The following is a 24589-nucleotide window of genomic DNA, read 5'->3' as shown; positions in this document are numbered from 1 at the left end:
GTTCGCCCCGGCCGGCGGCCGCGGGAGTTGGTGAAAATCGAATATTGCGGGAAGGAGTCATCAGAAGCCCTCGCGTAGCCATCGTCCGACCTTTCCGAAATACCCGCCGGTCCCCGTCCTGACCTGCTGCCGCGTATGCCGCGGTTCGACATGTTCGTGGTGAACATATTGCGGGTAGACGAGCAGTCCGGCCGGCACCGCGAAGGCGGCGTTCTTCGCCTCGTTGGGCAGCCGGCCGAAACCGAGCGGACGTCCGACCCGCACGGGCCGGCCGAGAATCTGCGTTCCGAGCTCAACGAGACCGGTGAGCTGCGAGGCCCCGCCCGAGAGCACGACACGGCCGTTGGGCTCCGAGGCGAAGGGCGAATCCTTCAGCTTGTCCCGAACCATTTCGAAGACTTCCTCGGCACGATGCTTGACGATGTTGGCGATGGTAGCGCGGGAGACGATCTGCGGCAGATCCTGCTCGTCACCGGCTGTCGGTACAGACATCAGCTCACGCGAGTCCGATCCGCCGGTGATGACGGTCCCATATAACGTCTTGATTCGCTCGGCATCGGCAATGGTCGCGGAGAGTCCGCGCGCCAGATCCATCGTGATGTGTTGCCCGCCGACCGCAAAACCCGCGGCATGTACGAAGCGGCCGCCGGAAAAGACCGCGATCGTGGTGGTGCCCGCCCCCATTTCGACCACGGCGGCGCCGAGGTCCGCCTCGTCGTCGGTCAGCACCGAAAGGCCGGCCACATAGGGGCTTGCCGCCATGGCTTCGACGTTGATGTGGCAGCGTTCGACCGCCAGCATCAGGTTCCGCGCCACGGTGGCGTCGCAGGTGACGACGTTCATGTCGATGCCGAACTGATGCGCAACCATGCCGCGCGGGTCGCGGATGCCTTTGACGCCGTCAAGCGTGTAGCCGACCGGCAGCGCGTGCAGCACGGTGCGGCCTTCGCCGGTGGCGTGGCGCATGCCGGTGGAGGTGACGCGGCTGACATCGGCCGGCGTCACCGCGCCGCCCCGGATGTCGGCGGCAGCTTCGACCAGCTGACCGGAGAGCCGGCCGCCGGAGACCGACAGCAGCACGGACTCGACCCGCACCTTGGCCATTTTCTCCGCAAGCCCGACGGCCTGTCGTACCGCCTGCTCGCATTCGCCGAGATCGATCACGGCGCCGGCCTTCATGCCGCGCGACTGGATCTGGCTGTAGCCGATCAGCTCCACCGCATGGGTCCGGTCGCGCAGGGCTTCGCTCGGCGCCGACGGCTTCAGCCGCGCGATCATGCAGGCAATCTTGCTGGTGCCGATGTCGAGGCAGGCGACGAGGCCGCCGCGCTTGTGCGGCATCGGGCGTGTCTTCGGTGTCTGGGTACGATCAAGACCGGTCATGCAGCGTCCCCGGCCTTTTTCTTCTTCTTGTCCTTGAACAAATCGTCGCGCGCCTTGGCGGCGTCCTCGGACAGCTGCACCACGAGCCGATCGGGCAGGCGCAGGTCGACCGCGACGATGTCGCGGGAGAACAGCCTGTCCTCCTTGTCCAGCCTGGACAGCATCGCAAGCGCGTTGCCGACGTCCTGCTCGGGCAGGCGGATGTCGAGGCCGTCCTTGAGCCTGAGGTTCCAGCGCCGCTCACCGACGAAGATCGCGGCCTTGGTGATGGAGTTGACCTGCGGATAGCGCGCCAGCAAAGCGAGGAAATCGCGGGCCTGCGTATCGGCGCCCTTGCCGACCACGAGCGGCAGCGACAGGAAGCGGCGCGAGACATAGGGTTCGAGCACGGCGCCGTCGTCGGCGATGACCGAGAGCCGGCCAGCCTCCTGCCACAGCGCGAACGCCTTGCGCTCGGTGAGCTCGATCATGAGCTGGCCCGGATAGAGCTTCAGCACGGTCGCATCCGCGATCCAGGGATTGGCCTTGAGCTTGTCGCGCACCGCATCGGCGTCGAGGAACAGCAACGAGGATCGGCCGCTGACGCCGCCGATCGCGAGGATCTCGTCCTGGCTGAGCTGCTTGCGGCCGTTGATCACGACGGAGGTGATGCGGAAGCCGGCCGAATTGGCCAGCGCGTTGCGGGTGTCGTTGACCGCCGTGATGAAATCCTGGAGATGGCCGCCCTTGACGATACCGAAGCCGCAGCTTCCGATCAGGAGCAGCACCGTCATGCTGATCCCGACCCGGCGCGGCAGATAGCGCTCGACCAGCGCGACCAAGCGCGGCGGCGGCTCGCGCTCGATGATGGCTTTGGCCCTGGTCTTTTCCTTGGCCGCAGCACGCGCGCCGTGAACTCGTTCCAGACGCTTGTCCTGCACCCACTCGCGCAGAAGCACGACCGCTCCGATAGCGGCCGCCTTCAGGTCAGCTTGGGGCCTCAGCGATCTGAAAAGCGACCGAGTGAGGCTTCCTGCTCCATCCATTGCACGAGCTCGTCAACAGTTTGCCCGCGACATCGCGCGGGTCCTGGCGAACATGACGTCTCGGACTTGCCGGGCCGGGTGCTGGTCTTCAGCAGAAGAAAACCTCTCCCCTTCAGAGCGTTCGCTAGGGGTGACAACACCCGCAACGGTCCACGCGCCGGCAGCCAAAGCGTCATATGCGCCGCCAGCGTTAACCTTCGGACGTCCTGGTAAACAAAAGGTAAAGTTCGTTAACGACGTGAGCGTTTTGCCCAGACCAGTGAGGCATTTATGCCGCGATATCCGGCATTTTACCGGTTTTGGGTTCCAAAACCGGCCGTTTCGCCGGTTCGGCCGTTAACCAGTCCTAATTATTTTCGCACACCGGCCACAGCGAGCTCGACCAGGCCGCGCAGGAAGTCGACGAACGCGATGCCCTCGGCCTTCAGCGCCTTGGGGTAGAGCGAGGACTTGGTCAGCCCGGGCAGCGTGTTGGTTTCGAGATAGACCAGCCCCTTGTCCGAGACGATGAAATCCGAACGGGAATAGCCGGTACAGGACATCGCCCGGTGCGCCAGCATCGCCTGCTGCTTCAGTGCGGCGGAGATCTCCGCCGTGAAGCGGCCTGGACAGATCTCCTGGGTCGACTTCAAAAGATATTTCGCCGCGTAGTCGAAACTGCCCTCGCCCGGAATGATCTCGATCGGCGGCAGCGACATGATCGTGCCGTCCGGCCGCTCCAGCACGCCGCAGGTCGCCTCGACGCCGGCGATGTAGGGCTCGATCACGTACTCTTCGTGCTTGGCGGCATTGCGGACGGCGACGAGATCCTGCTTGGCGTTGACGAAGATCAGGCCGTAGCTCGAACCATCCCTGGCGGGCTTTGCGATCAGCCGGCCGTATTCGGCGAAGGCCTCATCGATCTGGTCCAGCGCAATGTTGGCCGGCGGCGACACGCCGCCGAGCGCGGCGAAATGCTTGGCCGCGAACTTGTCGAACGCGAGATGCGAGGAGGCCGAGCCGGATCCGGTGAAAGGCACGCCGCGCGCCTCGCACATCACCTGCAATTCGCCGTTCTCGGCGCGCCCGCCGTGCAGGCCGAGCACCAGCACGCGATCCTCCGCCCTGGCCTGGTCGAGCGCCTGCTCCAGCGGAATGCCTGACGTGCCCGGCTTGAACTCGTCCTCGAACGGACGGGCATGTTCGAGCAGTTGCTTCGACTGCACGACATGCACCTTGTCCTCGACGTCCCACCACCAGAGATCGGCCTCGGGCAGCGCCTGATGCAGCGCCTGGGCTGAGGCGACCGAAACCAGACGTTCGCGGTTGGAGCCGCCGAAGAGGATGGTGATGCGCATGTTCTCTTGTCGCCTGTCCAAATTAGCCGGGAATTCCGATCCGCTTGATTTCCCAGTGTAGCTCAATTCCGGAATTTGCCTTCACCCGTTCACGCACGGTCTCGCCCAGCGTCTCGATGTCGTGCGCGGTCGCATTGCCCGTGTTGATCAGGAAATTGCAGTGCATTTCGGACACCTCGGCGTCCCCGACGCGCAGGCCGCGGCAGCCGGCGGCGTCGACCAGCTTCCAGGCGGAATAGCCGGGCGGATTCTTGAAGGTCGAGCCGCCGGTCTTTTCGCGGATCGGCTGCGCGGTTTCGCGATGGGTTTGCACTTCCGCCATGCGCGCGCGGATCGCGTCGGCATCGCTGATCTCGCCGCGGAAACGCGCGGAGGTGAAGATGATGGAGGGATCGACGCCGCTGTTGCGGTAGACGAACTTCATGTCGGCATTGGAGAAGACGTGCTTCGCGCCGTCGCGCCCGACGCCTCGCGCCTCGATCAACACGTCCCTGGTCTCGCCGCCATTGGCGCCCGCATTCATGCGCAGCGCGCCACCGATCGTGCCGGGAATGCCGAAGTAGAATTCGAGCCCGCCGATATTGGCCGACGCGGCGACTTCTGCCACGCGCTTGTCGAGCGCGGCCGCGCCCGCGGTGACGGTATCACCACTCGCGCTCGCCTCGCCGAAGGCGCGCGGCGCCAGACGAACCACCACGCCTGCCATGCCGCCGTCGCGCACGATCAGGTTGGAGCCGACGCCGACGACATAGACGGGAATGTCGCTTGCGAGATGCGCGAGGAAATAAGACAGATCGTCCTCGTCCGCCGGCGTGAACAGCACCTGTGCGGGACCCCCGACGCGAAACCAGGTGAGCTCGGCCAGCGACTGGTTCGCCAGCAGCCGGCCGCGAAGATCGGGCATCGCGGCTTTGAGCTCGGGTGTGATGTCGGGGAAGCCCACTGCCCTACCCCAGCGCCTTCAACTCGCCGGGCAAGGCATACGCCCATTGCGTGATGTTGCCGGCGCCAAGGCACACGACGAGATCGCCCGACTTCGCCACGCCCTTGACGATGCCGGCGAGATCGGACGCCGCCGGCAGCGGGATCACCTCGCGGTGGCCGTGGGCGCGCAGGCCTGCGGCGAAATGGTCGCGATCGATACCCTCGATCGGCGTCTCGCCTGCGGCATAGACCTCGGCGACGATCACCGCATCGGCGTCGTTGAAACAGGTGCAGAATTCCTCGAACAGCGACTGCAGGCGGGTATAGCGATGCGGCTGCACGACGGCGACGATCTTGCCGTTGGTGGATTCCCGCGCCGCCTTCAGCACCGCTGCGATCTCGACCGGATGATGGCCGTAATCGTCGATGACGGTGACGCCGTTCCACTCGCCGGTCTTGGTGAAGCGGCGCTTGACGCCGCCGAAGCCCGCGATCGCCTTGCGGATCGCCTCGTCCGACACGCCGAGCTCGCGCGCGACCGCAATCGCGGCCGTCGCGTTGGAGGCATTGTGGCGTCCCGGCATCGGCAGCATGAGATCGGAGATCTCGTGCACGGCGCCCGTCTTGCGATCGCGGAACGCAACCTTGAACTTCGATCCGCCGCCCATCGGCGTGAGGTCGACGAAGCGCACATCGGCCTGCGGATTCTCGCCATAGGTGATGATGCGCCGATCCTCGATCTTGCCGACGAGGGTCTGCACCACGGGATGGTCGATGCACATCACGGCGAAGCCATAGAACGGCAGGTTCTCGACGAAGTTTCGGAACGCGTCCTGCACGGCTTCGAAGGTCTTGAAGTGGTCGAGATGCTCGGGATCGACATTGGTGACGATCGCGACCTCGGTCGGCAGCTTCAGGAACGTGCCGTCGCTCTCGTCGGCTTCGACCACCATCCAGTCGCCTGCACCGAGACGCGCATTCGAGCCATAGGCGTTGATGATGCCCCCGTTGATCACGGTGGGATCGAGGCCGCCGGCATCGAGCAGCGTAGCGACCATCGTGGTCGTGGTGGTCTTGCCGTGGGTGCCGGCGATGGCGACGCAGCTCTTCAGCCGCATCAGCTCGGCCAGCATCTCGGCGCGGCGCACCACGGGGATGCGCCGTTCGCGCGCCGCCGTCAGTTCCGGATTGTCGCGCTTGATCGCGGTGGAGACCACGACGACGTCGGCGCCGTCAACGTTCTCCGCCTTGTGGCCGACCGAGACCTTCGCGCCGTTCTTGCGCAGACGGTCGAGATTGTAATTGTCGGAGGCGTCCGAGCCCTGCACGGAATAGCCGAGATTGAGCAGCACCTCGGCGATACCGCTCATGCCGATCCCGCCGATCCCGACGAAGTGGATGGGTCCGATCTCGCGCGGCAGTCTCATGGCGTATCCCGCAGTTCCCTCGTCATGCCCGGGCTTGTCCCGGGCATCCACGAATCCTTACCACTTCTTGCAAGACGTGGATGGCCGGGACAAGCCCGGCCATGACGGCAAAAGTAGGAATTCCGGCTGATTTCGCGTCAGATTCCCGCGATTTTGGCCACCAGATCGGCCAGCCGCTCCGCTGCGTCGAGCCGGCCGGCGCCACGGGCGGCCTGCGCCATGGCGGCAAGACGCGCGGGCTCGGCGGCGAAGGCGGAAATCTCAGCGGCGAGGCGATCGGAGGAAAACTCGGTTTGCGGAATGCGGATCGCACCGTCGACCTTGGCCAGCACGCCGGCATTGGCGAATTGGTCCTGGTCGATCGCACCCGGCAGCGGCACCAGGATCGAGGGCCGCCCGATCGCGGCGAGCTCGGCCACGGTGCCGGCGCCTGAGCGCGACACCACCAGATGGTTGGAGGCCAGCCGCGCCGGCAGATCGGTGAAAAATGGCGCGAGTTCGGCCTTGATCTTCAGCCTGTCGTAGACCGCACGCACGCGCGCCATGTCCTCGTCGCGCACCTGCTGGGTAAGGACGAGCCGGCTCCACAGCGCGGGCTCGAGGCGCTCGATCGCGCCCGGCACGATGTCGGCCATGATGCGCGCGCCCTGGCTGCCGCCGACGACGAGCAGGCGCAGCGGGCCGTTCACTTCAGGCGCAACATATGGCACGGCAGCTGCGGCGAGGATCGCCGGACGCATCGGCGTGCCGACCGTCGTGGTCTTGCCCGATAGCGCCGGATCGCGGTCGAGCACGCCGGGCAACGACGTCGCAATGGCGCGGACGCGGCTCGACAGGAACCTGTTGGCGCGGCCGAGCACGGCATTGGCGTCATGGATGATGCCGGGCACGCCCGCGAATTTTGCCGCGACCAGCGGCGGCAGCGTCGGATAGCCGCCGAAGCCGACGACGGCGACCGGCTTCAATCGCTTGATCAGGCTGTAGGCGGACAACGTGCCGGCCGCGAGCGTCAGGCCGGCATAGGCCAGCTGCAGCGGATTGCGTCCACGCGCAGTCTCGCTCGAGACGACGTCGATCATGTCCTTGGTGAACAGGCCGCTGTAGCGCAGCGCGCGCTCGTCCGTAACGAGGCGGACGCGGAATCCGCGCCGGATCAGCTCGACGCCGAGCGCCTCGGCCGGAAACAGATGGCCGCCGGTGCCGCCCGCGGCGAGAAGAATCAGGGGGGAGGTGTCCATGGTGAGGAGTTTTACAGGGACTTTCCCGTCATTGCGAGCCGGCCGGCCAGACGGCCTGATCCTCATCCTGAGGAGCGCATCTTCGCGCGTCTCGAAGGATGCAGGCCCGGCCGGTGGCCTCGCCCTTCGAGACGCCGCGCGTAGCGCGGCTCCTCAGGGTGAGGGTTACGCGTAGCTGCGCATCGCCTCGGCGTGGCCGCTCGCCTCGACTTCGGTGCGCGGGCGCAGCCGCGTCAGCGCCAGCATCATGCCGACACCATAGGCCAGCGACACGATCGAGGAGCCGCCATAGGAGATGAAGGGCAGCGTCATGCCCTTGGCGGGGATGAGCTGGAGATTGACCGACATGTTGATGGCGGCCTGCACGCCGAACAGGATCGCAAGACCCGAGGCCGCAAAGCGCGAAAACATGTCCTCGTTGGCATAGGCGCGCGACAGCGTGCGGATGACGACGAAAGCAAACAATGCCAGCATCGCGAGGCACAGGATGATGCCGAACTCTTCGGCGGCAACCGCGAACACGAAGTCGGTGTGGCTGTCCGGCAGGCTGCGCTTGGCGATGCCCTCGCCCGGTCCGAGCCCGAACCAGCCGCCGTTGTAGAAGGCCTCCATGGCGGTATCGACCTGGAAAGTGTCGCCCGAAGCCGGATTCATGAAGCGCTTGATGCGACCGGCGACGTGCGGAACAAAAAGGTAGGCGCTGAACAGTCCGGCGGCGCCGAGGCCGGCGAGCCCGAACACCCAGATCATCCGCATGCCCGCGATGAAGAACAGCGAGCCCCACACCATCAGGATCAGCATGGTCTGGCCGAAATCCGGCTCCATGACGAGAAGCGAGACCAGCATCAACAGCAGCGCGAGCGCCATCGAGGTCGCCGGCATCTCCGGTCGCTTGGTGGATTCGGCGAACAGCCAGGCGGCGATGACGACGAACGACGGCTTTGCGATTTCGGAGGCCTGGATGTTGACGCCGATCAGCGTGATCCAGCGCCGCGAGCCCTTCACCTCAGGACCGATCGCGAGCGTCAGCACGATCAGGACGATGCTGGCGGCGAAGATGATCAGCGCCGAGCGACGGATTGCCCGCGGCGACAGAAAGGACACCCCGAGCAGCACCAGGCCGGACGGCGCCAGGAACATCACGTGGCGGCTGAAGAAATGGAAGGGATCGAGCCCGATGCGGGTCGCAACCGGCGGGCTCGCCGCCAGCGACAAGATCACGCCGGTCAGCATCAGCGCGAGGATGGCGCCCATCAGCGGCTTGTCGACGGTCCACCACCACTCGGAAAAGGGGGTGCGTTCTTCACGGGAGAGCATGGCGGCCGCTTTCGGACAGAGGTCGGTCCATTGGTCGCCGAGGTTGGTTACCGGGAGGTTAAGGCGAGAGATAACTTTTCGGAGTTGTGGAGCGACGCCCTCTAGGCTTTCGCCAGGAAGCAATTTCCTTTTCCAAGTCGTGATCCGTGGACAATTCCTCGATCGCTTGTTTCGCCGCTGCGCTCTCGGATTTCCTCAGAGCTGTCAATAACAACAGGCGGCTCGGACCGTGTGACCTGTCTTTGGCAAGGGCGATCAGTTCATCAATTGTGCCGTCGGTTGCTGTTGCCGCCAACGCGACTGCCAAGCCGGCCTTTGCGCCGCCAGGGCGAGTGCCGTTCTCATAACTGGAAGCAGCTTTGCGGTATTCCGCAACAAGAATTAGCCAAGCGCCGCGCGCATCAGGAACGGCAAGGATTCTGGCCAATGTCTCCCGCGTTGGATCTGAGTAAGGCAACACAAGATGTTTCAGAAGTACCGGAATGGCGGCGGGATATGGGGCAGACCTCATAACGAGGTCTGAGAGAAATTTAACGCTAATGCCCGCCGCCTGAAGTTCGACAACAATTGGTGCCTGCTCTTCCTGGAACCGCGCAATCCGCTCAGCCAACGCAAGCTCCCGCTCTCTCTTCCTGGCCATGAATTCGGGATCAGATTCCAATATAGCGGCTAGTTCAGCAGCCGTGACTGGTCGGCGCCTCTTTGTCATTGAGCACTCGTTTCATGACTGACATCCCTACACCACCGGCTTCACGCCCGGCAGCGCCTGCACCAGTTCGCGGAACCTGGTGCCGCGGATCTCGAAATTGCGGTACTGGTCGAACGAGGCGCAGGCGGGTGACAGCAGGACGACCGCGTCAGCGATGCCTGACGCCTCCGCATCGCGTGCGGCTTGCTCGACCGCGACGTCGAGCGTCTGGCTGATCTCGTGCGGCACCTGCGTGCCGAGCGTGCCGGAAAACTCCTGGGCGGCTTCGCCGATCAGATAGGCTTTTCGGATGCGCGGGAAGTAGCCGGTGAGGCCCGTGATTCCGCCGGCCTTCGGCTTGCCGCCCGCGATCCAGAAGATGTCCGAAAAGGAAGACAGTGCGTGCGCGGTGGCGTCCGCATTGGTGCCCTTGGAGTCGTTGACGAACAGCACGCTGCCGCGGCGGCCAACCTGCTCCATGCGGTGCGCAAGACCGGGAAAGCTGCGCAGGCCGTTCTGAAGCACATCGAGGCTGATGCCCATCGCGAGCGCAGCGGCTGCCGCGCACGCCGCGTTCTGCGCATTGTGCAGGCCACGCAGAGAACCGATGCCGCCGAGCGCCGCGATTTCACTGCGTGCGCCGCCGGAATTGCGCACAATCGTGCCGTGCTCGACATGGATGCCGCTGGCCAGCGGATTCTTGACGGAGATGCGCACCACATTCTTGCCGGCGCGATCGAGCCGGTCGGCGATATCGCGGCAAAAACCGTCGTCGACGCCGACGATCGCCGTGCCGCCCGGCTGCACACCGGCAACGAGGCGCTCCTTCACCGCAGCGTAGTGCGCGATGGTGCCATGGCGATCGATGTGGTCCTCGCTGACATTGAGCAGAATGCCGACAGAGGGATCGAGCGAGGGCGTGAGGTCGATCTGGTAGGACGACATCTCGATGACGTGGACTCGGCCCATGCCCGGCGGCTCCAGCGACAGGATCGCGGTGCCGATATTGCCGCCCATCTGGGTGTCGTAGCCGGCGACCTTGGTGAGATGCGCGATCAAAGCCGTCGTTGTCGATTTGCCATTGGTGCCGGTGATGGCGACGAACGGCGCGTCCGGCGCGTGCCGACGCCGCTCGCGGCAGAACAGCTCGATGTCGCCGATCACCTCAATAGCGGCCTCGCGCGCCTTCAGCACGCTCCAATGCGGCACCGGGTGGGTCAGGGGAACGCCGGGCGCGAGCACCAGCGCGGCGAAATTCGCCCAGGAGACATTGCGCAAATCAGCCGTGATGAAGCCGGCTTGCGCGGCCTTGGCGACGTTGTCGGCATTGTCGTCGGCGGCGATCACCTCGGCGCCGCCCGCCTTCAGCGCGTGACAGGACGCGAGCCCCGAGCCGCCGAGACCGAACACCGCGACCGTCTTGCCGGCAAAGGACGTGACGGGGATCATCGAGCGCTCACCGCAGCTTCAGCGTCGACAGGCCGGCGAGCGCCAGCATCACCGAGATGATCCAGAAACGGATCACGATCTGGGGCTCGGTCCAGCCGAGCTGCTCGAAATGGTGATGGATCGGCGCCATCCGGAAGATGCGCTTTCCCGTCATCTTGAACGACACCACCTGCACGATGACGGAGACCGCCTCCAGCACGAAGAGGCCGCCGATCACCGCGAGCACGATCTCGTGCTTCACCGCGACCGCGATCGCACCCAGCATGCCGCCGAGCGCGAGCGAGCCGGTGTCGCCCATGAAGATCGAGGCCGGCGGCGCGTTGAACCAGAGGAAGCCGAGGCCCGCGCCCAGCAGGGCGCCGCAGAGCACGGCGAGTTCGCCGGTGCCGGCGACATATTTGATCTGGAGATAATCGGCGAACACCGCGTTGCCGGCGAGATAGGCGATCATCGCAAAGCTCGCGGTCGCGATCATCACGGGCACGATGGCAAGGCCGTCGAGACCGTCGGTGAGGTTCACCGCATTGCCGGCGCCGACGATGACGAAGGCGCCGAACACGACGAAGAACCAGCCGAAATGCAGCACGGTGTCCTTCAGGAAAGGAATCGTCAGCGCGGTCGACGCGGGATCGCGGTTCAGCCGCACCAGCGCGTAGCAGGCAACCAGCGCGATCGCTGCCTCGATCAGCAGGCGAAGCTTGCTGCCGAACCCTGTCGTGGTCTGCTTGGTCACCTTGAGATAATCGTCATAGAAGCCGACGAAGCCGAAACCGAGCGTCACCGCCAGGACGATCCAGACGTAAGGATTGAGCGGATTGGCCCACAGCACCGTGCCGACCGTGAGGCCGGACAGGATCATCAGCCCGCCCATGGTGGGCGTACCTTTCTTGGCGAGATGCGATTGCGGACCATCGGCCCGGATCGGCTGGCCCTTGCCTTGGCGGATGCGCAGATGGTCGATGATCCAGGGCCCGAACAGGAACACGAACAGCGCGCCGGTGACGACGGCGCCGCCGGTGCGGAAGGTGATGTAGCGGAAGACGTTCAGGAAGGTGCGAACGGCACCGAAGCCCGGAAATGTGTTGGAGAGCTCGATCAGCCAGTAAAACATTCAGACGGTCCTATGGCGCCTTTGCACGCGCCTTGATCTTGGCCTTGTCAACCTGTCTCACGCGCATTCGCTGGTCTTCATCCTGGGGTCGGGCGACCTCTAAAGAAAACGAACGGCTTCGCGCCGGAAAGGGTGGGATTCGGGAACAGCGCCTTCCAAGCAGTTTACGCCCTTGCCTGCAAGGCGGCCACTAGGCCCGGCACAAACTTGTTGACCCAGAACATCTTCTTGCTGCCCTTGACAACCACGACATCGCCTGCCCTGAGCAGATTTGCGACCTCGCCCGGCTTCAGCGTAACGGGGTCGTCGTGCCAGCCGAGACCCTTGCCAGCTGGAAGCACCTCGAACAGGTGACGCATCAGGGGCCCGACGCAATAGACGCCGTCGATCCCGTCGAGATGCCTGGCGAGGCCGGTGTGATAGGCCGGCGCGCCGTCACCCAGCTCCAGCATGTCGCCGAGTACCGCAATGCGGCGGCCGCCGGTCGTGTTGCGCGCCTGCAGGCTTTGCAGCGCGGCAGCCACGCTCGCCGGATTGCCGTTGAAGCTGTCGTCGATCACGGTGACGCCGCCGACCGCCTGCTCGACGCCACGGCCGGTCATGATGCCGACCCGGTCGAGCTTGATCGCAAGCGTCGCCGCATCGAGGTTGGCCGCACGGATCGATGCGAGCGCGGCGAGCGCATTCTGGACGCGGTGCGGCGCCCCCGGCGTCAGGCTGAACGCGATCTCTTTCTTGCCGAGCGCGGCTACGACCTGCCAGCTGTCGCCATGCGGCGCGTGCGCGACCTCGTGCACCTCGGCTTTGTCGCCGAAGCGTATGACCTTGCCTTTCCAGTCCGGCGCCTTGATCCCGGCGGGCAGCACCAGCACGCCTTCCGAAGGCAGGCCGAGTGCAATCGACACCTTCTCGCGGCGGATGGCTTCGAGCGAGCCGAGCTTCTCCAGATGCACCGGCTGGACGTTGACGACGAGCGCGACCGTCGGCCGGGTCAGGTCGCTGAGCCGCGCGATCTCGCCGGCCTGGTTCATGCCCATCTCGACGACCCAGAGACTGGCATCGGGCCGCGCATTGCACAGCGTCAGCGGCACGCCCCAGAAATTGTTGAAGCTCGACGGGCTGGCATAGGCATTGGGGTAGGCCGCGAGGAATTCCTTGGTGCTGGTTTTGCCCGCGCTGCCGGTGAGCCCGATCACCGGTCCTTTGAAGCGCGCGCGTGCCGCGCGCGCAAGGCCCCAGAGGCCGTCGATCAGCGTGTCCTTGACGACGATCTGGGGAATGCGGATGCCCGCGATCTCGCGCGGCACGATCATCGCGACCGCGCCTGAGGCTTCCGCCTTGTCCGCGAACTCCCAGCCGTCACGCGCGCTGGCGAAGGCTGAAATGAAGCCGCCGCTCGGCGTGCCGCTCAACGCGACGAACAGGCTGCCCGGCTTCACCAGCCGGCTGTCCTGGGTAACGAAGTCGATCGGCGTGTCCGGAAACGATCCGGCGGCGCCAAGCGCGCGCGCCACTTCGGCCACCGTCCATATGGGCGCGCTCATGCAATCCTCGACGCTAATGCGGCGGCGACCGCCTCGTGATCACTAAAGGGCAACACCTCTCCGCCGACGATCTGCCCGGTCTCGTGGCCCTTGCCGGCGATGAGCAGCGCATCGCCATCTTGCAATTCCGCGATCGCTGTGCGGATCGCCGCGGCCCGGTCGCCGATTTCGCGGGCGCCCTTGGCGGCGGCGAGGATTTCGGCGCGAATGGCCTCCGGCTTCTCGCTGCGCGGATTGTCGTCGGTGACGATGATGCCGTCGGCATTGCCGGCCGCGATCTCGCCCATGATCGGACGCTTGCCGGCATCGCGATCGCCGCCGGCACCGAACACGACGACCAACCTGCGCTTCGCGTAGGGACGCAGCGCCTGCAGCGCCTTGGCCAGCGCATCAGGCTTGTGAGCATAGTCGACGAAGATCGGCGCACCGTTGCGCTCGCCGACGCGCTCGAGCCGCCCCTTGGCACCTTCGAGACCTTCGAGGCTCGCGAACACGTTTGCGGCGTCGCTGCCGGTGCCGATGGCGAGACCGGCCGACACCAGCGCATTCTCGATCTGGAATTCGCCGACCAGCGGCAGCCGGATCGTATGCCGCTTGCCGCGATGTTCGAGCGCGAGCACTTGCGAAAACCCTTCGACCTCCGCACCGGCGAGACGAATGCCCTCGCCGGCCCCGTCGCCGTTGCGACCGACCGCCATGACGCGCAAGCCGCGCGAATTCGCAGCACTGATCGCCTCCGCCGAGCAATCATGATCGGCCGAGATCACGGCCGCGCCTCCCGGCGGAACAAGCTCGCGGAACAGCCTGAGCTTGGCCGCGAGGTAATGCGCGACGGTCGGATGGTAATCCATGTGGTCGCGGGAAAGATTGGTGAAGCCGCCGGCGGACACGCGCACGCCGTCGAGGCGATATTGGTCGAGCCCGTGCGAGGAGGCCTCGAAGGCGAGATGCGTGACGCCCTCGCGCGCGATCTCGTCGAGTTGCCGGTGCAGCGCGATCGGATCGGGCGTCGTCAGCGAGCCATAGACGGTACGCTTCGGCGAAACGAGGCCGATGGTTCCGATGCTGGCGGAGGCGTGCCCGAGCCGCTCCCAGATCTGCCGGGTGAATGCGGCGACCGAGGTCTTGCCGCTGGTACCGGTCACCGCCGCAATTGTCGCGGGTTGCGCGGGAAAAAATCTTGCCGCGGCCAGCGCCAGCGCGCGGCGCGGATTGGCAACCTCAATGAACGGCACCTTGCAGCCATCGGGCGGATGGTCGCCGGCAACCGCCACCGCGCCCGCGGCAATCGCGGCATCGATGAAGCGCGCACCGTCGGTCTTGCTGCCCGCAAGTGCGAAGAAGAGATCGCCTGGCTTGACCGCGCGGCTGTCGAGGGCAACGCCGCTCACGTCGAGCGCCGCGACCGCGGGCTCGATTGCGGCATCATTGCCCTGAACGTCCTGATCGAGGAGGTCGCGCAGCTTCATGGTCTTCCAGTCGACATGGCCGCGCCGGAAGCGGAATCTCCAGGGAAATCCCGACTCAGCAGCGGCAACGGCCCACCCGGTTGATTACTGGGTTGTCCTGGATGCTGCAAGAATAAGGCGGTCGGACGGCGGCAGGTCAAACCGCGGCTCGACACCGAGAAGCGGCGCGATCCGCTCGATCACCTTGCCACCGGTCGGCACCGCGTTCCAGCCCGAGGTGATGAAACCATGGGTTTCGGGCAGCGCCTGCGGCTCGTCCAGCATCACCAGGATCTGATACTTCGGATTGTCGGAGGGCATGATCGCGGTGAAGGAGTTGAGCACCCGCTTCTTGGCGTAGCGACCATTGATGACTTTCTCGGACGTGCCGGTCTTGCCGCCGACATAATAGCCCTTGACGTCCGCCTGCCTTGCCGACCCGACCTCAGCATTGAGCCGCATCAGATACCGCATCTTGTCGCTGGTCTCTTGCTTGATCACACGCTTGGCCATCGCCGCCGCTTCGGATTCGCTGCGCTTCATGAATGTCGGCGGAATCAGGTAGCCACCGTTCATCAGCGCGTTGATGCCCATCACCGCCTGGAGCGGCGCCACCGACAGGCCCTGGCCGAACGCGATGGTGACCGTGTTGAGTTCGCTCCAGCGGCGCGGCACCAGCGGCGCCGCGCTCTCAGGCAGCTCGGTGCGCAGCCGCGTCAACTGGCCCATTTTGGCCAGGAACGCCTTGTGCGCCTCGACGCCCTGGCCAAGCGCGATCCGCGCGGCGCCGATGTTGGAGGAGTAATAGAACACTTCCTTGGTGTTGATGAAACGTCCGAGCGCGTGGCTGTCATGGATGGTGAACTTGCCGTAGTGCAGGTTTCCCCGTGCATCCCACATCGAGTTCAAATTGATCTTGCCGGAATCGAGCGCCATCGCCAGCGTGAACGCCTTGAAGGTCGAGCCCATCTCGTAGACTCCGGTGGTCAGGCGATTGATGCGGTCGGGGTCGTGCGCTTCCTTCGGATTGTTGGGATCGAAGTCCGGAAGCGAAACCATCGCCACGATCTCGCCGGTCTTGACGTTGGAGACGATGCCGGAGGCGGCCTTGGCGTGGTATTTCTCCTTGGCCTTCAGGAGCTCGTCACGCAGGGCGTGTTCGACGCGCAGATCGACCGAGAGCTCGATCGGCTTTTGCAGCCGGTCGGTGGCAAAGCCCGCGCGGTGGAGATCGGCGAGCCCCTGATTGTCGAGCCACTTCTCCATTCCGGCGATGCCCTGGTTGTCGATGTTGACGAGACCGATGAGGTGGGCGACCTCGTTGCCGGTCGGATAGACGCGCTTGTTCTCGCGCAGGAAGCCGATGCCGGGAATGCCGAGCTTGTGGATGTCTTGCTGCTGCTTCGCCGTAATCTCGCGCTTGAGCCAGACGAAGCCCTTGCGCGTCTTCAGGCGCTCGCGCACCTCGGCCTCGTCGAGGTCGGGCACGGTGGCGGTCAGAAGTTCGATTGCCTCGTCCTTGTCGATGATGCGGCGCGGCTCGCCGAACAGGCTCGACGCCTTGACGTCCGTCGCGAGGATCGCGCCGTTGCGATCGACGATGTCGGGCCGCGCGGTCGCGACCACTTCCTGCGCCGCGGCACGGCGCGCGCCGTGGGCGTCGGCGCCGATCGCGAACATCACGAGCCGGCCGCCGATCAGGGCGTAGACCGCGCCGAAGGCGAGCATCGCCAGGCCGACGCGCGCCCGCGCCTTGGCCGCGCGATCGACGTTGCGCCCGTACAGCAGGCTGCGGATCAGCCGCTGCCGCCAAGGCTCAGTCGGCTTTTCTGCAGGTTTGGCCGGGGTCACAGCACTCATGGCTTGTCCTCGGGCTGAGGCACGGAGCCCGTCACATTATCGGGATCGCTCGCGGCTTCGATGGTATTGAGCATGGCCCCGATCGGATCCGGCTCGCCCGGCCTGAACATCCGCGGCGGACGCTCGGGCAAATTCTTCAGTGAATCATATTGCGTGCCGTTGACCGGCTTGAGCTGCAGATGCCGGTCGGACAGGCCTTGCAGGCGCAGGGGCGCATCGAGCTTGGCCCATTCGGAGCGCAGCGCCGCGATCGCATCGCGCTGCTCGCGGATCTCCGCGTGCAGCCGCAGCACCTTTTCGGTGCGCGCCGTGGAGTCCATCTTGATCCGGTAGACATAGGCCGCCGCGAAGATCAGCGCGCCGATGACGAGGAGGTGGATGAAGCGCATGCGCTAGCCACCTCTCATGACGTCGGAGAGTTTTGGCCAGGACGATTGCTCGCGATCGTCATGCGCGGGCGCCGAGGTGCGCTCGGCGGCGCGCAGTTTTGCCGACCGCGCGCGCGGGTTATGCGCGACTTCGTCCTCGCCCGCGATCACCGGCCGCCGCGTCAGCAGCTGAAAGCTCGGCACCACCTGAGACACTTCCGGCAAATGGCGTGAGCCGCCACCTGTCTTGCTGCGCTCGGCGAAGAAATTCTTGACGATGCGATCTTCCAGCGAATGGAACGAGACGACCACGAGGCGACCACCGGGCTTGAGCACACGCTCGGCAGCGATGAGCGCGTTCTGGAGTTCCTCGAGCTCTTCGTTGACGAAGATGCGCAGGGCCTGGAACGTCCGCGTCGCCGGATGAATATCGCCGGGCTTGGAACGAACCACCCTGCCGACGAGATCGGCGAGCGCGCGCGTAGTTGTGAACGGCGTCTCCTGACGGTCCGCGACGACAGCGCGGGCGATCCGGCGCGACTGCCGCTCTTCGCCGAGGAGATAAATGATGTCGGCGAGATCGCCTTCCGATGCGCGCGCCACGACATCGGCCGCAGTCGGGCCTGCCTGCCCCATCCGCATGTCGAGCGGACCATCGAGGCGGAACGAGAAGCCGCGGCCGGCCTGGTCCAGCTGCATCGAGGACACCCCGACGTCCATCACGACGCCGTCGACGCCATCGACGCCTTGAGCCGCGCAGATTTCGGCGAGGTTGGAGAAGCGATCTTCAACAAGCGTCAGCCGGCCCGCCGAGCGTTTGACCAGCTCGGCGCCGCCTGCGATCGCAGTGCGGTCGCGGTCGATCGCGATCACCCGGGTTCCCGGCACGTCAAGAATCGCACGGCTGTAGCCGCCCGCGCCAAAGGTCGCGTCGATGTAACGGCCGCCTTCGCGTGGGGCGAGGTGGTCGATGGCCTCACGGCCAAGAACGGGGATGTGCGGAGCCGAGCTCATGCGCCAGGCCTGCCAATCGCCCCGCCAGACTCCCAAGTGAGATCGGGGACGAACAAGCTCATAACGCCTCGAATGATTCCGCGTCGCGGCGGTTCCACGACCCAACCCCCGTCCAACATGGTTACCGTGCCCGGTCGTCCCGGGCCACCAACCCAGTATTCCCCTTGGAATTTGTCGGGCAGCCATGGGATTTCGAGCCAAAATACGCTTTGGCCGCCTCCGGACACGGGTCGGCTCTTCATCTCTCAGTAACGGCCCTTAGCGTTAAGAAAGCGTTGATCGGCTCGCGACAAGTGGAAAAGCTGACGCGGCGGTGATGCTTCATCCACACACATGCGCCAAAATGCATCCGTTAACCTCGTCGCGCGGTTGCGCACGGTGGAGGGTAAAGGAATAGTAAAGAGAAGGGGTTGGCCCACTCTCTGTCTGTCTCGAGCTGTTTATGTCGTCCGGTTCGTCCACGCCGTCTGGATCTGATTCGAAGCGTCAACGCGTTCTCCCGGTTCCCAAGGCCGCCGCGAGCATGCGGACGTTCGAGCCGGATTCCTCGATCGTCTCCGACATCATCCCCTCACCGAACCATGGCGACCGCAACAAGGGCCGGCAGCCCGACATGATCGTGCTGCACTACACCGGCATGCCCGACGTCGAAGGTGCGCTGGCGCGGCTCTGCTCCGCGGGCACCGAGGTGTCGGCACATTATGTCGTGCTGGAAGACGGCCGCATCGTGCAATGCGTGCCGGAGGCCAGGCGCGCCTGGCATGCTGGCGTGTCCGCCTGGGCCGGCGAGGATGACATCAACTCCTGCTCGATCGGGATCGAGATCGTCAATCGCGGCCACGATTGGGGTTATCCCGAGTTTCCACTGCGCCAGATCGCCGCCGTGATCGCGCTGTGCCGCGGCATCATGCTTCGCCGCAAGGTGCCCGCGCACCGGGTGCTCGGCCATTCCGATGTGGCGCCCGCGCGCAAGAAAGATCCCGGCGAAAAATTTCCGTGGCATTCGCTGGCCAATTCCGGCGTCGGCCACTGGGTCACGCCCGCGCCGGTGGTGCGCGGCGAGAGCCTGATGCTCGGCACCATCAGCGACGAGGTGCTGAGCCTGCAACAGGCGCTCGCCCGATACGGCTACGGCGTTCCCCTCACCGGCAAATACGACGCCGCGACCATGGAAGTCGTCACCGCGTTCCAACGCCATTTCCGCCCGGCGCGACTGGATGGAGTCGCGGATCACTCGACGCTGTTGACCTTGCAGGCGCTGTTGGGGAGTCTCCCTCAGGAGACAACGACTATCGCGACGAAGTGACGGCGATAGACACATACTCGTCATTGCGAGCGAAGCGAAGCAATCCAGACCGCCTCCGCGGAAGCAGTCTGGATTGCTTCGTCGCAAGTGCTCCTCGCAATGACGGAGTATGAGGAAGTAGCTACTCCATCTCCCTCATCCTTCGCGCGTACAGCCGTCGCAGCGGCTCCAACTGCGTCGCCTCCGTCGCCGCGCGATAGGCGTCGCGCGCCTCCTCCTTCCGGCCAAGCCGCCGCAGCAGATCCGCCCGCACCGCCGGCAACAGCTCGTAGCCATGAAGCCCGCCGCGTGCGGCGGTCGCATCCACGAGATCGAGTGCGCGCGCGGGGCCATCGACCATCGACACTGCCGCTGCATGATTGAGTTCGATCACCGGCGACGGGCTGATGCGCAGCAGCACCTCGTAGAGCCCCGCAATCTGCGGCCAGTCTGTCTGCTCATAGCTCGGCGCACGCGCATGCAGCGCAGCGATCGCGGCTTGTACTGCATAGGGCTGCGGCCGGCCGGGCACGCGCAGTGCGTCGTCCACCAGGCGCAGACCCTCCTCGATCTGTGCACGGTCCCACCGCGAACGATCCTGCTCTTCCAGCAGCACTATGTCGCCCGCTGCGGTCTGGCGCCCTGCGCGGCGCGCATCGTGCAGCAGCATCAGCGCCAGCAGGCCCTTGATCCCGGCGCGATCGGGTAACAGCCGGTCGAGCAAGCGGCCAAGCCGGATCGCCTCGGCCGCAAGATCGGGTCGCATCAAATCCGCACCTGACGTCGCCACATAGCCTTCGGTGAAGACCAGATAGATCACGGCAAGCACACCCTCGAGCCGCGGCACCAGCGTGTCGCGCTCGGGAACCTCATAGGGGATGCCGGCGAGCCTGATCTTCTGCTTGGCGCGGACGAGACGCTGCCCCATCGCCTCTTCAGTGACGAGGAAGGCGCGCGCAACCTGCGCCGTGGAGAGGCCGCAGACGGTGCGCAGCGTCAGCGCGACCTGGACTTCGGGCGCAAATGCAGGATGGCAGCAGGTGAAGATCAGCCGCAGCATGTCGTCGTCGAGCATCGCCGGCGGCTCGGCGGGCGCTTGCGCGTTCAACTCGAGCTCGTGCACGAGCGCCTGCTCCTTGCCGCGGAACACGGCCTGGCGCCTGATACGGTCGATCGCCTTGTGCCTGGCGACATTGACCAGCCAGGCACGCCCATTGTCGGGGACCTCGCACGCCGGCCAGCGCTCCAGTGCCACCGCAAAGGCGTCCTGGAGCGCGTCCTCGGCGAGATCGAAATCGCCGACGAGGCGGATCAGCGTGGCCAGCGCCCGCCCCGCCTCGTCGCGGAAGATCTTGTCGATCTCAGACAATGTCATATGTCGATGCGCGGCCGTGCTATCACTTGTCGTAGACCCAGATCGGCCGCACCTCGATCGAGCCGATGCGCGCCGACGGAATCCGCGACGCGATCTCGATCGCGGTATCGAGATCCTTGGCCTCCACGAGGTAATAGCCGCCGAGCTGCTCGCGCGTTTCGGCAAACGGGCCGTCGGTCGTCAGGGTCTTGCCATCGCGCACGCGCACGGTCGTCGCGGTCGCGGTCGGCTGCAGCCGGTCGCCGGCCTTGAAATTGCCGCTCTGGATGATGCCTTGCGTGAAGGTCTGATATTCCGCCGTCATCTGCTGGCCGGCCGCCGGACGCATATTCGCGTACTCGGCTTCGTTCTGGTAGATCATCAGCAAATACTGCATCGCTTAACTCCTGTTGAACGGCTGGATCGCCGACATCCAGTCGAACGGGACACGCACCCAACGACATCTTCAGGATAAATTATTTCGGGCGAACCGTGCATGGCGTTATCGGCTTGCGGAACCGACACAAATGCTTCATGCGTAAGCCGTCAGTCGGCCGGACGGCCGCTCCGGCAAGTGCCGAAAGGCCGCCGGGGAGGAAAGTCCGGGCTCCCTTGACATACGGTGCCGGATAACGTCCGGCGGGGGCGACCCCAGGGAAAGTGCCACAGAGAACGAACCGCCCGCCTTCGCCCCTTCGGGGCTTCGGCGAGGCAGGCCCGCAAGGCTTGCCACGTCGTAGCAGCGTCAGCTGCGTAGACGGGTAAGGGTGAAAAGGTGCGGTAAGAGCGCACCGCGGCTGCGGCAACGGAGCCGGCATGGTAAACCCCACCGGGAGCAAAACCGAATAGGGACGGCGTAGCGGGCTGTTCGCGAAAGCGATAACGCCGCGGGGCGATGTCAGGCCCGCCGTCCGGGTAGGTTGCTCGAGGCCATGTGCAAACATGGTCCCAGAGGAATGGCCGTCACGTATCGTTCGCGCAAGCGGACGGTGCCTTACAGAACCCGGCTTACAGGCCGGCTGATATTCTAAAGCGTTTTCGAGCGAAGTGGTTTTCCGGTTCGCGTGAAGAAAACGTGTCTTGCTAGGAAGTAACGAGGGGCTCGGTGTTAATGCATCGGGCCCCTCACCATTTTGGCTCTCTATCCGACGATCTTCTCCAGGACCGCCATCAACGCCTCCGGCGCCGTGACATTCGGTGCATGGCTCGCGTCGAGCTCGAAAGTGCGCCAGCCATCTTCGCTCTTGGTGCGCCTGGCGAACTGCCCGAACACGTCGCCCGGCGGAATGCGCGTGCAATAGATGTAGCTGCGCGGCATCGCCGGCTCGCCATGTTCGAGCTTCAGCCTTGTCTCGAAACATTTGATCGGCATGTTGATCCGGCGCGCGTTGAGCCAGTCGAGATCGGCCTGCGGCGTATCCGGCGGCGGCGGGTTCGGCGGGATGCGGTAGCCATCGCCTGAGCCAGCTGCCTTGCGCATCGGCTCGCGCCCACCCTCATGGAGATCGAACAGCGACTGGCCGTCTCGCGGCACGAAGGCATCGAGGTAGATCAATTGCGTCACCCGCTCACGCGCGCGGTCGGCGACGCCGGTGGCGACCATGCCGCCATAGCTGTGGCCGAGCAGCACGATGTCCTCGAGGTCCTCGAACCTGATGACGTTGAGAATGTCCTGGATATGCGTGTCGAGATCGATCGCGGGACTGGCCAGATGCGCGCGCTCGCCGAGCCCGGTATAGGTCGGCGCAATCAGGCGATGGCCGGCCTGCGCCATCAGCGGATGCATCTTCTTCCAGGCCCACCCGCCAGACCACGCGCCGTGACAGAGCAGGAAGGTTTTTGAGCGTGCGGCCATCGGCGTTTCCATCGTTCTTGTTTGTACGATGGAGTGTAGCGGGCGAGCGCGCGATGTAAACGCTATGGCTTCTTAAGCCGCGCGCGTGTTCACTTTCACGAAAACGGGTGCACCCTGACCAGCTTCGCGCCGCAGCTTGCCCGCCTCAAAACCGTGCATGCCGATCTGCCATTGCAGCCCGACGATGGCACCCTTGGTCGGCTGCAGCAGCGCAAGCGAGGCGAACAAGGTCACCGGCAGCCACACCGCCAGTTGCAGCCAGACGGCCGGCGCATAGGCGGTCTCGACCGCGAGGATTGCCGGGACCACGAGATGGCCGACGACGACCATCACAAGATAGGCCGGGAAATCGTCGGCGCGCTGGTGAAACAGCTCCTCGCCGCAATGGTCGCAGGTATCCGCCACCTTCAGGAAACGGCCGAACGCGTGCCCCTCGCCGCAATTGGGGCATTTGCCCAAGAAACCGCGCCACATCGCTTTCGTGAGAGAGACTGAACCGGTCGCCATGACCCCACCTCTTCCTTTTCTACGATCCATACAATAGTATCTTGCATCCATACATTCAAAGGATACGGGCCTCAATTGCATGGACTGGACCCCTACAATCTCGGAGCTGAGCGGCCCGCGCTATCAGCGCATCGTCGAGGCCATGGAGGCCGATATCGCGGCCGGCCGGCTGGTGCGTGGGCAGCAATTGCCGACGCAGCGGGCGCTGGCAAAGGCGCTCGGCATCGACCTCACCACGGTGACGCGCGCCTACACCGAGGCGCGGCGCCGCGGCATCATGGAGGCCCGGGTCGGCCAGGGCTCGTTCGTGTCTGAGACCAGCGCGCGCCGCGCGATCGATCTGCCGCATCCCGTCGCGATCGACCTCTCGATGAACGTGCCGCCGCAACCTCTCGAAGCGCAGCTCGACGAGCGCATCATCGCCGGGATGGAAGCCATCCGCGCGCAATCGGGCCTGACGGCGCATCTCAACTACCAGCCGCCCGGCGGCAGCGCACACGAGCGCGAGGTCGCGGCGCGATGGATGCGCGCACGCGTACCGCATGCGCATGCCGACAGGCTCGTGATCTTTCCCGGCGCGCAGACGATCCTGTTCAACCTGCTCGCCCATCTCGCACGCCCCGGCGACGTGATCCTCACGGAGGCCCTCACCTTCCCCGGCATCAAGGCCGCCGCGGCGCGGCTCGGCGTCAAGCTCGTCGGCGTCGCCATGGATGACGGCGGCATCCTGCCCGACGCGCTGGCGAAAGCTTGCCGCACGCATAGACCCAAAGCGGTCTATCTCATTCCGACGCTGCACAATCCGACCACCGCGACGCTTCTTCCGGAGCGCCGCAGCGCCATCGCGAAGATCATCAACGATGCCGATACGATTCTGATCGAGGACGACGCCTACGGGCTGCTCGATCGCTCAGCATCGCCGATCGCCAATCTCATTCCGGAACGGACATATCTCGCAACCACGCTGTCAAAATGCATCGCGCCCGCGCTGCGAGTCGCCTATCTGGTGACTCCCGACAGCAGCTCGCAGCGGGAGATGCGCAGCTATTTGCAGGCGACGGTGCAGATGCCGGCGCCGCTGATGGTCGCGCTGGTGACGCATTGGATCGAGACCGGCATCGCCGACCGCATCATCACCGCCATCAGGAGCGAGGCGATCGGCCGCCAGCAGCTCGCGCAACGCGTGCTCAAAGGATTCGAGTTCCAGGCCAAGTCCGCCGCTCACCATCTGTGGCTGCGGCTGCCGGAGGGCCGTCCGGACGTCGCGGCGCATCTGCTACGGAATGGACTTGCAGTGGTCGCCGGCGAGGCCTTCACCGTCGACGGGACCGCGCCACACGCGGCACGCGTCTCGCTTGGCGCGGCGCGCAACAGGGCGGAATTAACGGAAGCGCTGCGCATCCTCGTGAGCGCGCTGCACAGGCCCGCCGACACCCGGCAGATCGTCTAGCAAAT

Annotated in this window: 21 protein-coding genes and 1 other RNA gene; 3 read left to right on the top strand and 19 right to left on the bottom strand. The window is 65.3% G+C overall.

Going from position 1 to position 24589, the window contains the following annotated elements; translation table 11 throughout:
• Positions 1 to 60: 60 nt before the first annotated feature.
• The 15 genes from ftsA to rsmH all read right to left on the bottom strand — a co-directional run bounded on the left by ftsA (position 61) and on the right by rsmH (position 18133).
• On the bottom strand, positions 61 to 1383 hold the full coding sequence (gene ftsA / locus ACVIN2_RS30470; protein WP_007613530.1) for a cell division protein FtsA: 1323 nt from the start codon (positions 1381 to 1383) through the stop codon (positions 61 to 63).
• Positions 1380 to 2408, bottom strand: a complete 1029-nt coding sequence (locus tag ACVIN2_RS30465) for a cell division protein FtsQ/DivIB (RefSeq protein ID WP_456768421.1) — start codon at positions 2406 to 2408, stop codon at positions 1380 to 1382. The genes ftsA and ACVIN2_RS30465 overlap by 4 nt, the downstream gene beginning before the upstream one ends.
• A 350-nt stretch (positions 2409 to 2758) precedes the next feature.
• Positions 2759 to 3745 (bottom strand): D-alanine--D-alanine ligase family protein, encoded by a 987-nt coding sequence (locus ACVIN2_RS30460; RefSeq protein ID WP_456768420.1) that lies wholly within the window; start codon positions 3743 to 3745, stop codon positions 2759 to 2761.
• Between the two features lie 22 nt (positions 3746 to 3767).
• Positions 3768 to 4688, bottom strand: a complete 921-nt coding sequence (murB, locus tag ACVIN2_RS30455; RefSeq protein WP_456768419.1) for a UDP-N-acetylmuramate dehydrogenase — start codon at positions 4686 to 4688, stop codon at positions 3768 to 3770.
• A 4-nt stretch (positions 4689 to 4692) separates the two neighbouring features.
• Positions 4693 to 6096 (bottom strand): UDP-N-acetylmuramate--L-alanine ligase, encoded by a 1404-nt coding sequence (murC, locus tag ACVIN2_RS30450; protein ID WP_456768418.1) that lies wholly within the window; start codon positions 6094 to 6096, stop codon positions 4693 to 4695.
• A gap of 137 nt (positions 6097 to 6233) precedes the next feature.
• A complete protein-coding gene (gene murG / locus ACVIN2_RS30445; RefSeq protein ID WP_456768417.1) occupies positions 6234 to 7334 on the bottom strand; it encodes an undecaprenyldiphospho-muramoylpentapeptide beta-N-acetylglucosaminyltransferase in 1101 nt (366 codons plus the stop codon).
• 165 nt (positions 7335 to 7499) lie between these two features.
• Positions 7500 to 8651, bottom strand: a complete 1152-nt coding sequence (gene ftsW, locus ACVIN2_RS30440) for a putative lipid II flippase FtsW (RefSeq protein ID WP_456768416.1) — start codon at positions 8649 to 8651, stop codon at positions 7500 to 7502.
• Positions 8652 to 8709: 58 nt separating this feature from the next.
• Complete coding sequence (locus tag ACVIN2_RS30435; RefSeq protein WP_456768415.1) at positions 8710 to 9261, bottom strand: hypothetical protein; 552 nt, start codon at positions 9259 to 9261, stop codon at positions 8710 to 8712.
• Between the two features lie 126 nt (positions 9262 to 9387).
• Positions 9388 to 10788 carry a UDP-N-acetylmuramoyl-L-alanine--D-glutamate ligase gene (gene murD, locus ACVIN2_RS30430; protein ID WP_456768414.1) on the bottom strand — a complete coding sequence of 467 codons (1401 nt, stop codon included), beginning with the start codon at positions 10786 to 10788 and terminating at the stop codon, positions 9388 to 9390.
• Positions 10789 to 10795: 7 nt separating this feature from the next.
• Positions 10796 to 11899 carry a phospho-N-acetylmuramoyl-pentapeptide-transferase gene (gene mraY / locus ACVIN2_RS30425; protein ID WP_007600847.1) on the bottom strand — a complete coding sequence of 368 codons (1104 nt, stop codon included), beginning with the start codon at positions 11897 to 11899 and terminating at the stop codon, positions 10796 to 10798.
• Positions 11900 to 12063: 164 nt separating this feature from the next.
• A complete protein-coding gene (locus tag ACVIN2_RS30420) occupies positions 12064 to 13443 on the bottom strand; it encodes a UDP-N-acetylmuramoyl-tripeptide--D-alanyl-D-alanine ligase (protein WP_456768413.1) in 1380 nt (459 codons plus the stop codon).
• Positions 13440 to 14912 carry a UDP-N-acetylmuramoyl-L-alanyl-D-glutamate--2,6-diaminopimelate ligase gene (locus tag ACVIN2_RS30415; protein WP_456768412.1) on the bottom strand — a complete coding sequence of 491 codons (1473 nt, stop codon included), beginning with the start codon at positions 14910 to 14912 and terminating at the stop codon, positions 13440 to 13442. Before ACVIN2_RS30415 ends, ACVIN2_RS30420 begins: the two co-directional genes overlap by 4 nt.
• Positions 14913 to 14996: 84 nt before the next feature.
• Positions 14997 to 16751, bottom strand: a complete 1755-nt coding sequence (locus ACVIN2_RS30410) for a peptidoglycan D,D-transpeptidase FtsI family protein (RefSeq protein ID WP_456768411.1) — start codon at positions 16749 to 16751, stop codon at positions 14997 to 14999.
• Complete coding sequence (gene ftsL / locus ACVIN2_RS30405; protein WP_007600843.1) at positions 16748 to 17140, bottom strand: cell division protein FtsL; 393 nt, start codon at positions 17138 to 17140, stop codon at positions 16748 to 16750. The genes ACVIN2_RS30410 and ftsL overlap by 4 nt, the downstream gene beginning before the upstream one ends.
• Positions 17141 to 17143: 3 nt before the next feature.
• Positions 17144 to 18133 carry a 16S rRNA (cytosine(1402)-N(4))-methyltransferase RsmH gene (gene rsmH / locus ACVIN2_RS30400; protein ID WP_456768410.1) on the bottom strand — a complete coding sequence of 330 codons (990 nt, stop codon included), beginning with the start codon at positions 18131 to 18133 and terminating at the stop codon, positions 17144 to 17146.
• 523 nt (positions 18134 to 18656) lie between these two features.
• Between rsmH and ACVIN2_RS30395 the strand changes: the two genes are divergently transcribed.
• Positions 18657 to 19439: an N-acetylmuramoyl-L-alanine amidase gene (locus ACVIN2_RS30395; protein WP_456768409.1), complete on the top strand. Its 783-nt coding sequence runs from the start codon at positions 18657 to 18659 to the stop codon at positions 19437 to 19439.
• Between the two features lie 121 nt (positions 19440 to 19560).
• Here the strand turns inward: ACVIN2_RS30395 and ACVIN2_RS30390 are convergent, their stop codons facing one another.
• Both ACVIN2_RS30390 and ACVIN2_RS30385 read right to left on the bottom strand, forming a co-directional pair.
• Positions 19561 to 20793, bottom strand: a complete 1233-nt coding sequence (locus ACVIN2_RS30390; protein WP_456768408.1) for an RNA polymerase sigma factor — start codon at positions 20791 to 20793, stop codon at positions 19561 to 19563.
• 22 nt (positions 20794 to 20815) lie between these two features.
• The gene (locus ACVIN2_RS30385) at positions 20816 to 21169 is read right to left on the bottom strand and encodes a YciI family protein (protein ID WP_456768407.1); all 354 of its coding nucleotides are present in this window, start codon (positions 21167 to 21169) and stop codon (positions 20816 to 20818) included.
• Between the two features lie 149 nt (positions 21170 to 21318).
• On the opposite strand from ACVIN2_RS30385, the gene rnpB reads away from it, so the two are divergent.
• Positions 21319 to 21799: RNase P RNA component class A (rnpB, locus tag ACVIN2_RS30380), an RNA gene on the top strand.
• A gap of 114 nt (positions 21800 to 21913) precedes the next feature.
• Here rnpB and ACVIN2_RS30375 read toward each other — a convergent pair.
• Both ACVIN2_RS30375 and ACVIN2_RS30370 read right to left on the bottom strand, forming a co-directional pair.
• Positions 21914 to 22627, bottom strand: coding sequence for an alpha/beta fold hydrolase (locus ACVIN2_RS30375; protein WP_456768406.1), 714 nt, complete (start codon positions 22625 to 22627; stop codon positions 21914 to 21916).
• Between the two features lie 72 nt (positions 22628 to 22699).
• Positions 22700 to 23164 carry a DUF983 domain-containing protein gene (locus tag ACVIN2_RS30370; RefSeq protein WP_256464269.1) on the bottom strand — a complete coding sequence of 155 codons (465 nt, stop codon included), beginning with the start codon at positions 23162 to 23164 and terminating at the stop codon, positions 22700 to 22702.
• A 49-nt stretch (positions 23165 to 23213) separates the two neighbouring features.
• On the opposite strand from ACVIN2_RS30370, the gene ACVIN2_RS30365 reads away from it, so the two are divergent.
• On the top strand, positions 23214 to 24584 hold the full coding sequence (locus tag ACVIN2_RS30365) for an aminotransferase-like domain-containing protein (RefSeq protein ID WP_456768405.1): 1371 nt from the start codon (positions 23214 to 23216) through the stop codon (positions 24582 to 24584).
• Positions 24585 to 24589: the final 5 nt, after the last annotated feature.

Source organism: Bradyrhizobium sp. USDA 3650, from assembly GCF_054057395.1.
This window is presented reverse-complemented; position numbering and strand designations above follow the sequence as displayed.

What these genes read in the sequence shown, in the direction of transcription:
- ftsA (WP_007613530.1), bottom strand. Translation starts at nt 1,383, where the DNA reads ATGACCGGTCTTGATCGTACCCAGACACCGAAGACACGCCCGATGCCG.
- ACVIN2_RS30465 (WP_456768421.1), bottom strand. Translation starts at nt 2,408, where the DNA reads ATGGATGGAGCAGGAAGCCTCACTCGGTCGCTTTTCAGATCGCTGAGG.
- ACVIN2_RS30460 (WP_456768420.1), bottom strand. Translation starts at nt 3,745, where the DNA reads ATGCGCATCACCATCCTCTTCGGCGGCTCCAACCGCGAACGTCTGGTT.
- murC (WP_456768418.1), bottom strand. Translation starts at nt 6,096, where the DNA reads ATGAGACTGCCGCGCGAGATCGGACCCATCCACTTCGTCGGGATCGGC.
- murG (WP_456768417.1), bottom strand. Translation starts at nt 7,334, where the DNA reads ATGGACACCTCCCCCCTGATTCTTCTCGCCGCGGGCGGCACCGGCGGC.
- ftsW (WP_456768416.1), bottom strand. Translation starts at nt 8,651, where the DNA reads ATGCTCTCCCGTGAAGAACGCACCCCCTTTTCCGAGTGGTGGTGGACC.
- murD (WP_456768414.1), bottom strand. Translation starts at nt 10,788, where the DNA reads ATGATCCCCGTCACGTCCTTTGCCGGCAAGACGGTCGCGGTGTTCGGT.
- mraY (WP_007600847.1), bottom strand. Translation starts at nt 11,899, where the DNA reads ATGTTTTACTGGCTGATCGAGCTCTCCAACACATTTCCGGGCTTCGGT.
- ACVIN2_RS30420 (WP_456768413.1), bottom strand. Translation starts at nt 13,443, where the DNA reads ATGAGCGCGCCCATATGGACGGTGGCCGAAGTGGCGCGCGCGCTTGGC.
- ACVIN2_RS30415 (WP_456768412.1), bottom strand. Translation starts at nt 14,912, where the DNA reads ATGAAGCTGCGCGACCTCCTCGATCAGGACGTTCAGGGCAATGATGCC.
- ACVIN2_RS30410 (WP_456768411.1), bottom strand. Translation starts at nt 16,751, where the DNA reads ATGAGTGCTGTGACCCCGGCCAAACCTGCAGAAAAGCCGACTGAGCCT.
- ftsL (WP_007600843.1), bottom strand. Translation starts at nt 17,140, where the DNA reads ATGCGCTTCATCCACCTCCTCGTCATCGGCGCGCTGATCTTCGCGGCG.
- rsmH (WP_456768410.1), bottom strand. Translation starts at nt 18,133, where the DNA reads ATGAGCTCGGCTCCGCACATCCCCGTTCTTGGCCGTGAGGCCATCGAC.
- ACVIN2_RS30395 (WP_456768409.1), top strand. Translation starts at nt 18,657, where the DNA reads ATGCGGACGTTCGAGCCGGATTCCTCGATCGTCTCCGACATCATCCCC.
- ACVIN2_RS30390 (WP_456768408.1), bottom strand. Translation starts at nt 20,793, where the DNA reads ATGACATTGTCTGAGATCGACAAGATCTTCCGCGACGAGGCGGGGCGG.
- ACVIN2_RS30385 (WP_456768407.1), bottom strand. Translation starts at nt 21,169, where the DNA reads ATGCAGTATTTGCTGATGATCTACCAGAACGAAGCCGAGTACGCGAAT.
- ACVIN2_RS30375 (WP_456768406.1), bottom strand. Translation starts at nt 22,627, where the DNA reads ATGGCCGCACGCTCAAAAACCTTCCTGCTCTGTCACGGCGCGTGGTCT.
- ACVIN2_RS30370 (WP_256464269.1), bottom strand. Translation starts at nt 23,164, where the DNA reads ATGGATCGTAGAAAAGGAAGAGGTGGGGTCATGGCGACCGGTTCAGTC.
- ACVIN2_RS30365 (WP_456768405.1), top strand. Translation starts at nt 23,214, where the DNA reads ATGGACTGGACCCCTACAATCTCGGAGCTGAGCGGCCCGCGCTATCAG.